Source organism: Desulfobulbus oligotrophicus (genome assembly GCF_016446285.1).
GTDB classification, from domain to species: Bacteria; Desulfobacterota; Desulfobulbia; order Desulfobulbales; family Desulfobulbaceae; genus Desulfobulbus; species Desulfobulbus oligotrophicus.
In genome coordinates this window covers 1707443-1719861 of sequence record NZ_CP054140.1, presented here as the reverse complement: position 1 = coordinate 1719861, position 12419 = coordinate 1707443, and the positions used below count along the sequence as shown (strand labels likewise).

Sequence of the window (12419 nt, the reverse complement as noted above, 5' to 3'; positions counted from 1 at the left end):
GGTAATGAATCCCGTGTGAACCTGAAGACTGTTTGTTCACCGGCATTTATTGCATATAAAAATGCACATATCCACCCAGTGCTCTTTGCAGACGCCAAAGAAACACCGTTGATGTGTCAGGCACCTGCAGCACCACAGCCAATCAACCATTACCCACCATTTTCCATGCTCAACTCACCCCGCAAAGCCAGAAAGCGAAAAAAACAACCGTTACAGTTCACCGCCACCTGTGCCTCCGGGCTGGAAGAGCTGGTCGAGGCGGAAATTCAGGGATTCGGCGGAAGCTCTGTCACCAGACAGCAGGGAGCCGTCACCTGGATCGGCAACCTGGAAACAGGATACCGGGCCTGTCTCTGGTCACGATTTGCCTCGCGAATCCTGCTTGAGCTGACCCGGTTTGATGCACCTGATCCGGATGCAATCTACTCGCATGTCGGCACGATTCACTGGGATGACCATTTTACTGTAAAATCGACCTTTGCAGTGCATACCACACTTGTGAACGCATCTGCAGCCATCAATCACAGTCAGTTTGCCGCCTTTCGGGTCAAAGATGCCATTGCTGATCAATTTCGCAAACGCTTTGGTAAACGCCCGAACGTTGATATCAGCGATCCTGATGTTCGTCTCAATCTCCATATCCAGGGAACGGCTGCCTCTCTCTCCCTTGATCTGTCGGGTGAAAGTCTTCACCGCAGAGGCTATCGTACCGGCAGCGGCGAGGCCCCGCTCAAGGAAACCCTGGCCGCGGCCATTGTGCACCTCTCCGGCTGGCCGCAACGGATCGGTGAAGAACCGATTCTCCTTGATCCGATGTGCGGCAGCGGGACCCTGCTGATCGAGGCGGCTCTCATGATCAGCAACAGTGCACCGGGCCTGCTACGCAAAACCTTTGGCTTCATGGGTTGGAACAAACACGATCACCTGCTCTGGGAACGGCTGGTACAGGAGGCGCTTGAACAGGAAAACAGAAGTATGCCCAAAGTCTGGCCGCAGTTTATCGGCTATGATGCCGACCCCGGAGTGGTGGCTGCAGCGCGAAAGAACGCTGTTGCCGCCGGGCTGCGCGACGTGATTGTTATCCAGCATCGGCAGCTGGCTCAGCTGCATTCGCCGGGAACACACGGCTGTCTTCTGACCAACCCTCCCTACGGTGAACGGCTCGCCGATAAGGAGACGGTCAAATACCTGTACCGTTGTCTGGGACGGATCTTCCGCACCCGTTTTTCCGGATGGACGCTCGGCTTTTTTACTGCCAACCCGGATTTGGCTGAAATGGTCGGAGTACAGTGGAAGGATCGTCAGCGTCTCTATAACGGTCCGATCAGATGCCAGCTGCTCATTGGCAAAGAAAGCAGCTCGGTTGCAAAACAGGCGCCTGACTGGACGTTGACACCACTTCCATCCGGAACCACTGGTCAGGACCTTGCGCAAAGACTCATGAAAAACTGGGCAGCACTGCTCCCATGGACAAGAAGTGAGGAGATCTCCTGTTTTCGTCTGTATGATGCTGATATTCCCGAGTACAATCTGGCGATCGATATCTACGAAGGATGGGTGCATGTTCAGGAGTATGCGGCACCATCCACGGTTGACAGGCAAAAGGCGGAACAGCGTTTCAACCTCGCCCTGGATGTGATCCGTTCTCTCTTCTCCCTGCCCCGCAGCCGGGTGTTTCTTAAAACCAGAAAAAAGCAGAAAGGACCGCAACAGTATCAAAAAACAGCAGACACCGGCACGTTATACGAAGTCCGGGAGGGAGGCGCCCGTTTTCTGGTGAACTTCACCGACTACCTCGACACCGGACTCTTTCTTGACCATCGACTGACCAGGGCACGGCTGCAACAGTTGTCTCAGGGAAAAACATTTCTCAATCTTTTTGCCTACACAGGGACGGCAACAGTTTATGCAGCCATGGGAGGCGCAGCAGCCACAACCACTGTTGATATCTCCGAGGTCTACCTTGCCAGAGCCAGAGCCAACCTGGCCCTTAACGGCTATGGCGGACCGCTCCATCAGACTGTTCAGGCTGATTGCCTGCACTGGCTGACAACAGCAACGGAACGATTCGGCGTTATCTTTGTCGACCCGCCAACCTTTTCCAACTCTCGGCACCGACAACAGGTCTTTGATGTACAAAAAGATCATGCCGTTCTCCTTCGTTTGGCGATGCGGCGGCTCAGCAGGGACGGTCTCCTTATCTTTTCCACTAACTCCCGAAAATTTACCCTGGACACGACACTGGACAGTGAATTTGCGGTGCGGGAAATCAGTGCGGAAACGATTCCACCCGACTTTCAACGTAACCGCCGTATGCATCGGTGCTGGGAGTTGCAGCACCAGCACCGGTTCTGATCTGCTTCCAGGATGTACCCATGCCTGCCACCCCGGACCAGGAACTGATAGAGATCGTTGATCAGGAAAATATCTCTTTGGGTGTAACCACCCGGTCTGTTATGCGGCAGCAAAATCTCCTGCATCGTGCCTCGTACGTGCTGGTGTTTAACCGGACAGGAGAGTTGTTTATCCACCAACGAACGCTGAACAAAGATATCTACCCCGGCTACTGGGATATCGCTGCCAGTGGCGTTGTCCTGGCCGGAGAGACCTATCAGGAGTGTGCATTACGGGAGGTGCGGGAAGAGTTGGGCATCGGCGATGTCCGCCTCAGACATCTGTTTGATCAATACTATGAAGACAGCCATAACCGGGTGTGGGGACGCGTCTACTGCTGTACCAGTGAAGGTCCCTTTATCCTGCAGCCGGAAGAGATCACCCGTGGTCACTTCATACATCCCTCACAGCTGCGTATCCTCCAGCAGAAAGAACCCGTCACTCCGGACAGTGTAATGATTTTTTCCAGACTGCCGTACTAGCGCATAAAACGTTTTGAGTACATTCTCTTTTATTCTATACTCCACTGTAGAGGCATTCTGTTGATCTCATCTCTCAGGACGTTATGAATGTGCATATTACCCGACAGCCGGTCTTTGATATCCACAAGAATCTCTTTGCCTACCAGTTGCTCTACAACAAAACTGTCGCCTGTTCCCCGCCCGATCAAAGCAACGACCGCATCACCGCCCGCCTGCTCTCCACATCCTTTCTCACTGAAGACATAGAAAAGATTACCGGTTCCAAGCCCTGTTTTATCAATTTCACGACTAATCTTCTCGTCAAAGAGATTGCGCAGGCCTTTCCGAAACAAAAGATGATCATCGACATTCCCAACATCTCCAGCCCTGACCCGGAGGTGTTGGCTGCGTGTTATTCTCTTTCCCAAAATGGGTATATCCTGGCAATTGATGACTTTGTCCATTCGGAAGAAGCATTGCCTCTGGTCGCACTGGTCAACATCATCAAGATCAACTGGCAACGATCAACCCCGGAACAGATACAACAGATGCGGCAACAACTCGCAGGGTTGCATCTCAAGTATCTGGCACAGAACATAGAGGAGCATCAAGAATTTGAGCAGGCCGGAAGGCTGGGTTTTAATTACTTTCAGGGGTATTTCTTTGCCAGGCCGGAACCACTGCAACTGACTGAAGTTGCACCCAGCAAAGCCAACCTGCTGCGGCTGCTTGCCGAGGTGAACAGCCCGAATATCACGACATCCAGACTTGAAGAGATCATTGCCACTGATGTCGTCCTGACGTTCAAGTTGCTGCGCTATATCAACTCAGCTTTTTTTTATTTACTCAAAGAGGTGGAATCTGTCCGGCAGGCCATTACCTATCTGGGGGAAGAAAAGATCCAGCGGTTTGTAACGCTGGTTTTGATCTCGGAGCTGGCAGAGAGTAAACCAAGAGAGCTGATGCGTCTGTCCATAGTCAGAGCACGGTTCTGCGAACTCATCGCCGGACAGTGTCCGCAGGATGTCAGTGCTTCGGAGCTTTTTCTACTGGGCCTGTTCTCCTTAATTGATGCCATTGTCGATATACCGATGGTTCAGGCAATGGAGAAACTTCCCCTGAGCGGTGCCATTAAAGATGTTTTGATACTGGGCCAGGGGGCATACCAACCCTTTCTTGAGATTGTAGCGGCGTATGAAAGGGGCAATTGGCAGCGCTGTCTGGCGGCTGGAAAAGAACTGGAAGTAGACTGCACCAAACTACCGAGACTGTATCTGGAAGCCATCCAGTTTGCCGGCACTATCGTTTAATCTGTACAGTCGCCGCCCCTGATCTGCAGACAAGTAAACACTTGCAAAGCGGCAGCGTATTTATTCCTCCCCCTCCCAAAGAGCAAACAACTGTTGTCCGCCCTCGGCGGCCAGACGGGCCATGGCCATGAAGAGATCGGGATGGAACGGGGCTCCTTCGGCAGTGGTCTGCACCTCGATCCACCGACCATCGCCACTCATAACAAAATTGGCATCAACATCAGCAGTGGAATCTTCAGAATAATCGAGATCCAACAGAGGCCGACCTCCAACAACACCCGCACTGACGGCTGCCACCGGTACAAGCAACGGCATGGACGCCAGCTGTCCCTGCACGACCATCCGCCGCAGAGCCATGCGAACGGCAAGAGCACCGCCGGTAATCGAGGCACAACGGGTGCCGCCATCCGCATTCAGCACATCACAATCAATCCGAAGCGTTCGTTCACCCAGCACCTGCAGATCAAGCATCATTCTCAGTGATCGTCCGATCAGGCGTTGAATTTCATATGTCCGCCCGGACATCCCGGAAACAGCCTCGCGCCGGCCACGACTATGGGTGGCACAGGGCAGCATACCGTACTCAGCCGTTAGCCATCCCTGCCCTTTTCCCCTGAGAAAGGCCGGCACCTTATCTTCAACAGTCACGCTGCACAGCACATGTGTGTTACCGATCCGAAGTAACACCGAGCCGTCGGCATGGGGTTGAACGCCGTACTCAAGACTGACCGGTCGCATTCCGTCGGCCGGACGGTTACCACTGCGCATAACTGCTCCTTTGTAAGGTAAACGCGGATAGAAGCCGGCTGATGGTACTCGGCCGGCTCAGAGAATAACCACGGTGATACCGGGATTGGCGCGATTAAGATCACGATGCCCGGCAAGAAAAGGATACGATCGGACAAGTTGCCGTCCACGGGCGGAACGTCCCTCAAACTCTTCACCCGGAATAACAGTGCGAACTTTTCCCTGTTGCACAAAGTCCTGCAGCTGTCGACGAACCGCCAGTTTAATGCCCCCACCGGTTCCACTCGATCCATAGCCGTGGATCAACGTCAACACCTTGTGCCCCTCTTGACTGCTGCTGAGGAGGACCACGGCCAAACGATCAAGGGCCTGCTCCACCACCGGCTTGCCCATTTTCAGATTAACCAGCCGGTGCAGCGGTCTTTTTATGTGCTCGGAACAGGTTGGCTGCTGTGCATGACAAAACGGACATCGATGCCCGGTCACCTCAACTTCGTTGCCGCAAACTGCACAGCACACAAACACCTCCTGATGGCTGCTGATCACATCCTTCACCACACACAATCAGGAACGGCGGACCTCAAGCACCTCAGGCATCTGCAGGAGATGCTGTTGCAGGACCTGTAAATGCTTCAGATCAATAATGTCGAGCAGCACATCCAGTTCAGCAATATTTTCTGTGGTGGTTCGAGCCGTTAACTCAACGATATCAGCATCGTCAGCACTTATGGTGGAACTGATATCAGCAAGAAGACTTTTCCGGTTCTCCGCCCTGATCCGTAAGGCGGTGCGATATGTCGACTGTGGTGCATCGGACCAGCTTACCTCCAGCCAACGTCCGGGGTCAGTGGCCAACAAATTCTGACAGGCGGCCCTATGAATTGAAACCCCGGATCCGGTGGTCACAAAACCCAGGATAGGGTCACCGGGAATCGGGTGGCAGCATTGACTGATCCTCATCAGCATACCATCAATCCCGGCAATATCATTCGCCTTACCCTTGCCCGCTTCCCGTCGAATGCCGGCCGCAGTTCGCTGGGCACGTTCGATCAGTTCGGCTTTATGGCGTTTTTCTTCAGCCTCACGGAACTCTTCAGGCTGGAGTGTCCGGACGAGCTGTGGAATCGTTATGGAGCCGTTCCCAACCCGAATAAGCAGATCATCCAGTGACTGGCAGTTCAGCTCCTTTAACAATAGACGCAAGTGGCCGCTTTTCAGCAAACTGCGAAACCGGATGTCGTACTTTCGCAGTTCGCGTTCGCAGATTTCGCGACCGAGTTTCAGTGCCCGTTCCCTTTCTTCACGTCGCAGATACTGACGAATTCGGGTACGTGCCCTGCTTGTCTTGACAAACTGCAGCCAGGCACGACGGGGATGCTGATTTTTCTGGGTAAAGATCTCAACAATGTCGCCATTTTGCAGCTGATGTTTCAGCTGAACAATATGACCATTCACCTTGGCGCCAACGCAGGTGTCACCAATGGCGGTATGGATGGCATACGCAAAATCGATCGGTGTACTCCCCCGGGGAAGTTCACGGACCTCACCGGTTGGTGTCAGGGCAAAGACATCCGGCTCAAACAACTCACCACGCACGGATTCCATGAACTCGTTCGGATCCTCAACATCCTGCAGAGTTTGCACCAGCTGTTTTAGCTCTTTAAACAAACGTGCATCACCATCGGTGATCTGCTGTCCCTCTTTGTAGGCCCAGTGTGCAGCAACTCCCTCCTGGGCTATCCGATCCATCTCAATGGTCCGAATCTGGATTTCAATAAAATGACCATCCGGTCCGGAAACGGTTGTGTGCAACGATTGATAGTTGTTTGACTTCGGCGCACTGATCCAGTCCTTAATCCGTCCGGGTACCGGCGGCCAGTCGGCATGAACGGTCCCTAAGGTCTGGTAACAGTCTTTGACACTGTTGACGATGATCCGGAAAGCAACCTTGTCATAGACACGTTCCAGGGGAATTTTCTGCACCATCAGCTTCTTGTAAATCGAATAGAGGTGTTTTGGACGGCCGACAATCCGTACCGGCTCAATTTTATTGGCACGCAATTTAGCATACAGAATATCAATGACCTCATCGACATAGGCCTGACGCTCTGCCAGAGTGCTTTCCATGTGAGCTGTCAGGTCGGCATATTCAACAGGAAAAAGATACTTGAAGGATAGATCCTCCAGCTCGCGTTTAAGCCATTCGATACCGATCCGGCTCGCCAGGGGAGCATACAGATCCATGGTCTCCCGTGCCTTGGTGCGTTGCTCGGTTGTATCCAGGGCATCGAGGTTGAGCATATCCTGCAGACGATCTGCAAGCTTGACCAAAAGCACACGGATGTCAGCACCCATTGCCAGAAGGAGCTTGCGGATGTTCCCGGCTTCGTGTGCAAGCTGGCTGTTGTACCGTACATTGGTAATACGGGTTGTGCCGTTGACGATATTGGCGACCGGTTCACCAAACTTCTTTTTGAGCTCATCCAGTGTGGCGACACCTTCTTTGATCGATCCATGCAGAAGTCCGGCAACAACAGTGTCAAGGTCCAGCTTCATTGAAGCCAGGGTTGAAGCGACTGCCAGAAGATGGTCGACATACGATTCACCTGTGGGGTACCGGTGTCCCTTATGTCGTTCACAGACGAATTCGTAGGCCTCACTCAAGCGACTGAGATCGACTCCGGGCAGGTACGCTGACGCCAAGGAGAGCAGAGGATTAATATTCGACATGTTATTTACATGTTGTTGTAGGGGGAGTTACCCATAAGAGCAGATTGCAACGGTCGCAACCGGGCAATCGGCCTCAGTCTACCAGTCATTGTCTCGACTACTTTTAACAGGAAAGTGCCTGCTTGACCAGTTCAGTTACCTCCGAAACCATCGCCTCCATTGTCAAGATCCGCGTTTCCCCAGTCTTTCGTATTTTCAGCTCAACCTTGCCTTCCTTTGCAAAGGTTTTACCAACAGTCAGGCGAAAAGGAATCCCGATGAGGTCGGCATCATTGAACTTGGAACCGGGCCGTTCATCCCGATCATCATACAGTACGTCAAGGCCACCATCACGCAGCTCGGTATAGAGCCGCTCCGCAGCCTGACAATAATCATCCTCTTTAGGCCCCAGGTTAAGAATAATCACCTGAAAAGGGGCCAGTGGAACCGGGAAGACAATCCCCCTGTCATCGTGGTTCTGTTCAATGGCTGCTGCGACGACCCGGCTGACACCAATACCGTAACACCCCATGATAAACGGTTTATCCAGACCGTCAGAGTCCTGGAAAGAGGCTTTCATGACTTCGGAATAGCTGGTACCCAGTTTAAAGATGTGGCCGACCTCAATACCTTCTGTCAGGCGCAGACGGCCTGCACACAGGGGGCAGCTATCATCCGCTGCAACCTGCCGCAGATCGCCGACCACTGCAGGCTGAAAGTCCCGTCCGGGATTCACTCCGGTATAGTGGTATCCCTTTTCATTGGCACCGGCCACAGCGTTGATCATAGCCATCACTTCCTGATCAGCAATAATTTTCAACGGCAGGCCCACCGGCCCTACATACCCGAGAGGAAGGCGAGCCTGCTGCCAGACCTGCTCATCGGTCAGCGATTCAATCTCACCTGCTCCCAGAAGATTCTTCAACTTGACCGTCTGTACCTTACGGTCACCACGAACCAGCGCCGCCACCAATACCCCGTCCGCCTGATAGATCATCGTCTTAATGATGTCGGTGGCATTCACGGACAGAAAATCGGCAACTGTATCCACCTGTTTCATACCCGGTGTCGCCACCCTGGTCATCTCCATCAGGGCAACACTCTGAGCAACGGGTTGCCTTGGCGCAATTGCGGCTTTTTCCACATTGGCTGCATACAAGCAGGCATCACAGATCACCAAAGTGTCTTCACCGGCCTCGGCCAAAACCATAAACTCATGGGAAAAGGAGCCACCAATGGTACCGCTGTCAGCCTCTACAGCTCGAAATTCCAGGCCGCACCGCTGAAAGATACGTACATATGCCTGCCGCATAGTCTCGTAGCTCAGGTTGGCTCCGGAGTCGTCGCTGTCAAAGGAGTAGGCATCCTTCATCATGAATTCACGACCGCGCATTAATCCGAAACGCGGGCGGATCTCATCGCGGAATTTGGTCTGAATCTGATACAGGTTGACCGGCAGTTGCCGGTAAGAGTGCAGTTCCCGACGGGCAATATCAGTGACCACCTCTTCATGCGTCGGTCCGAGGCAATAGTCACGGTCGTGTCGGTCACGAAACCGCAACAACTCCGGTCCGTACTTTTTCCATCGTCCCGATTCCATCCATAAATCACCGGGCTGGACCATGGGCATAAGGATCTCCTGGGCCCCGGCCCGGTTCATCTCTTCTCGTACGATGTTGGCCACCCTCTGCAACGCCAGCACACCAAGAGGGAGGTAGGTATACATACCTGACGTCAGTTTTCGGATAAATCCCCCGCGTACCAGCAGTTGATGACTGATGACTTCAGCCTCTGCCGGAGTCTCCCTGGTTGTGGGCAACAACATCTGAGAATAACGCATTTTAACTCTCCGTTCATACAGATCGGGACGAACCGTAGCATCAGTCCCAGACCCTGGTTCAACACCCTTTTTGTCGTTCAGCTTCCAACTTATTCAGCTCTTCAATGAAAACCGGTACCAATTCAGCCTCTGGTACGGTTTTGTAGACCGTGCCTTTCTTGAAAATAATGCCGACACCACGGCCACCGGCAATACCGATATCCGCCTCTCTGGCTTCCCCCGGCCCATTGACGACACATCCCATGACCGCCACCTTGAGCGGCGATTGCAATGTCTGCAGATGCCGTTCCACCGTCTCGGCCAACGAAAACAGGTCGATGCGTGTCCGGCCGCAGGTCGGACATGAGATCAACTCCGGACCTCGTTCCCGGATACGCAGCGACCGGAGCAGCTCAAACCCCACCCGAATCTCCTCCACCGGATCACGGGTCAGGGAAATTCTGAAGGTATCACCAATCCCCTCGGCAAGCAGTATTCCCAAGGCCACACTGGACTTGACCGTCCCGGGAATAAGGCCGCCCGCCTCAGTAACACCCAGATGAAGAGGGTAGTCCGTCATTGCTGACAGTTGCCGGTAGCCGCTGATTGTGGTCAGGGTGTCAGAGGATTTGATCGAGATCTTGATATCGTAAAACCCCTGTTTTTCCAGTAAACGGACATTTGTCAACGCACTTTCGATCAAGGCATCTGGACGATCCGGGGTAGGATACCCGTAACGGGCCAGAAGATGTTTTTCAATAGACCCGGAATTAACGCCAACGCGTATGGGTGTAGCGTGATGTTTGGCGGCCGCCACCACCCGGGCCAGCTGATCCGCTCCGCCCAGGTTGCCCGGATTGATACGAATCCCCTGGGCACCATGTTCCATGGCAGCTATTGCCAGACGGGCATCAAAATGAATATCTGCCAGCAGCGGTATGGTGATCTGTTCGCGAATACGGACCAGTGCCCTGGCAGCGTCCATATCCGGCACAGCTACTCGGATAATTTCACATCCAGCCCGCTCCAGCTGATGGATCTGCCTGACCGTGGCTTCAGTATCAGTGGTCATGGTATTCGTCATGGACTGGACCGTGATCGGATGTCCACCACCAATACGTACTGACCCGATCTGGATTGTACGGGTTTTTTTCCGAATAATCATCGTCCGTTATCTGTCTGTTCTTTCGTGGTCAACAGGTTCACCTCTGCTTCAGAAGCACGAACATAGAGTGGTGCTGCCTGTTTATTGTCCTGTATTTTTCCCTGTACCAGCAGGTCGGCAGCATACAGTCCAATTGCCGCCGCCCGGGGCGTCACCGGGGTTGTATGCAGCTGTCGGACCATGGGGTGCCCATGAAAGATGGCTCTGTATGCTGGCAGACCGGGGCCAAGAACCAGGGTCGGCTCCTGAAAAGACAAGACCAGCTCCTCGGGCTTCATGACAAGAAACGGGCTGGTCCGCTCCCACCCTTTTTCACGGAAACGGTACACAGCGGCATAGACCTGTTGCTTTCTTGCATCAAGCAGGCAGCAGACCGGCCAGTTCACCGGAGGCAACTGAACTGCCAACCCATCCAGTGTCGGTATCGTTAACAGAGGTAGAGCGGCAGCCAGAGCTATTCCCTGTGCCGCAGCCATACCAATGCGCAAACCCGTAAAGGACCCCGGACCTTGACTCACCGCTACGGCAGTCAGCTGCTGCCACCGGAGTCCGGCGGTCGCCATGATATTTTGGATCAACCCAAGTAAATGCCGGGAATGGGGTGTGTCGGGCTGTAAGGTATACTCGGCCACTATCTTCCCGGTATGGCCGACTCCACGGGTTACCGCAACACTGCCGCAACCGGTTGCTGTTTCGATGGCAAGGATCAGGACATCAGCCATCTTTTAAACAATCGCAGGATATCATTATAAAACACAAAAATCATCAGTGTGCCAAGAATAGCCATCCCCACCCTCTGACTGATCTCCATGGTCCGTTCACTCAACGGTCGACGACGCAAAGCCTCCAGAGAGAGAAAGACCAGGTGGCCGCCATCAAGAATCGGAATCGGCAACAGATTTAAAATACCGAGGTTCACACTCAGCAACCCCATGAAATACAATAGGTTCATCCACCCGGCTTCCAGCTGTTGACCAGCCATCTCAGCAATACGTATCGGCCCTCCCAACTCACTGGCCGGAATCACCCGCTGGATCATCTTGACAATACCCATGACTGTCAGATAACCAAGATTCCAGGTATGCACCAGAGCCGCTTCGCCGGATTCCACAAGTGTGGTCTCTTTATAGCGGATCTCATCACTGCGTACGATGCCGAGCATGTACCTTTCGCCAACCTCTTCACCAAACAAATTCTTTACTTTTTCCATGGAAGGTTTTGCCGTAAAAACCATTTCCACTCCCTGACGGTCCACCACCAGCACCACTTCCTGCCCATGGCTGTTTTTTACGGTGTCTGATACCTCCAGCCAGGACATGACAGGTTTATCGTTAATGGTGACAATGAGATCTCCCTTTTTCAGGCCGACCTGCTCAGCCGCAGACCCTTCCGTCACCTCACCTATTTTAGTGGAATCCACAGGTTCGGGCATTCCGGCGACCATAAAGATACTGAAAAAGAGGAGGACGGCAAACACGAGGTTAAAAAGAGGGCCTCCAAAAACAATACCGAATCGTTGCCACACTTTTTTATGAGAAAACGAGCAATGTTGTTCAGCCGGTTCTACAGGTTCACCACGTTGCTCACCGAACATTTTGACATATCCGCCGAGCGGAAAGGCACTGATGAGATATTCCGTGTCGCCCCGCTGCCAGCCGATCAGCTTGTTGCCGAATCCCAGGGAAAATTTCAGTACCCGGACACCAAAGGCTTTTGCAAATAAAAAATGACCGAGTTCATGAACAAAGATAAGAACACCAAGGACGACTATGAAAGATAAAACAGAGTTCATTCCAAATACGAAGAAGAGTATG

The 12419-nt window shown here is 53.1% G+C and carries 10 protein-coding genes; 3 read left to right on the top strand and 7 right to left on the bottom strand.

Features of this window, described 5'->3' with window-relative positions:
- Positions 1-15 precede the first annotated feature (15 nt).
- The 3 genes from rlmKL (at position 16) to HP555_RS07780 (ending at position 4165) form a co-directional block, all read left to right on the top strand.
- Positions 16-2355 (top strand): bifunctional 23S rRNA (guanine(2069)-N(7))-methyltransferase RlmK/23S rRNA (guanine(2445)-N(2))-methyltransferase RlmL, encoded by a 2340-nt coding sequence (gene rlmKL, locus HP555_RS07790; protein ID WP_233249108.1) that lies wholly within the window; start codon positions 16-18, stop codon positions 2353-2355.
- A 20-nt stretch (positions 2356-2375) separates the two neighbouring features.
- A complete protein-coding gene (locus HP555_RS07785; RefSeq protein WP_199261234.1) occupies positions 2376-2876 on the top strand; it encodes an NUDIX hydrolase in 501 nt (166 codons plus the stop codon).
- Between the two features lie 83 nt (positions 2877-2959).
- Positions 2960-4165, top strand: a complete 1206-nt coding sequence (locus HP555_RS07780) for an EAL and HDOD domain-containing protein (protein WP_199261232.1) — start codon at positions 2960-2962, stop codon at positions 4163-4165.
- Positions 4166-4225: 60 nt separating this feature from the next.
- Here the strand turns inward: HP555_RS07780 and rph are convergent, their stop codons facing one another.
- The 7 genes from rph to rseP all read right to left on the bottom strand — a co-directional run bounded on the left by rph (position 4226) and on the right by rseP (position 12397).
- Positions 4226-4933 carry a ribonuclease PH gene (rph, locus tag HP555_RS07775; RefSeq protein WP_199261230.1) on the bottom strand — a complete coding sequence of 236 codons (708 nt, stop codon included), beginning with the start codon at positions 4931-4933 and terminating at the stop codon, positions 4226-4228.
- Positions 4934-4990: 57 nt separating this feature from the next.
- Positions 4991-5458 (bottom strand): hypothetical protein, encoded by a 468-nt coding sequence (locus tag HP555_RS07770; protein WP_199261229.1) that lies wholly within the window; start codon positions 5456-5458, stop codon positions 4991-4993.
- 18 nt (positions 5459-5476) lie between these two features.
- Positions 5477-7642 carry a RelA/SpoT family protein gene (locus tag HP555_RS07765; protein ID WP_199261227.1) on the bottom strand — a complete coding sequence of 722 codons (2166 nt, stop codon included), beginning with the start codon at positions 7640-7642 and terminating at the stop codon, positions 5477-5479.
- Between the two features lie 103 nt (positions 7643-7745).
- Positions 7746-9461, bottom strand: a complete 1716-nt coding sequence (locus tag HP555_RS07760) for a proline--tRNA ligase (RefSeq protein ID WP_199261225.1) — start codon at positions 9459-9461, stop codon at positions 7746-7748.
- 58 nt (positions 9462-9519) lie between these two features.
- Complete coding sequence (ispG, locus tag HP555_RS07755) at positions 9520-10605, bottom strand: flavodoxin-dependent (E)-4-hydroxy-3-methylbut-2-enyl-diphosphate synthase (protein ID WP_199261223.1); 1086 nt, start codon at positions 10603-10605, stop codon at positions 9520-9522.
- Positions 10602-11327 (bottom strand): tRNA (adenosine(37)-N6)-threonylcarbamoyltransferase complex dimerization subunit type 1 TsaB, encoded by a 726-nt coding sequence (gene tsaB / locus HP555_RS07750; RefSeq protein WP_199261221.1) that lies wholly within the window; start codon positions 11325-11327, stop codon positions 10602-10604. Before tsaB ends, ispG begins: the two co-directional genes overlap by 4 nt.
- A complete protein-coding gene (rseP, locus tag HP555_RS07745; protein ID WP_199261219.1) occupies positions 11312-12397 on the bottom strand; it encodes an RIP metalloprotease RseP in 1086 nt (361 codons plus the stop codon). The genes tsaB and rseP overlap by 16 nt, the downstream gene beginning before the upstream one ends.
- Positions 12398-12419 lie beyond the last annotated feature (22 nt).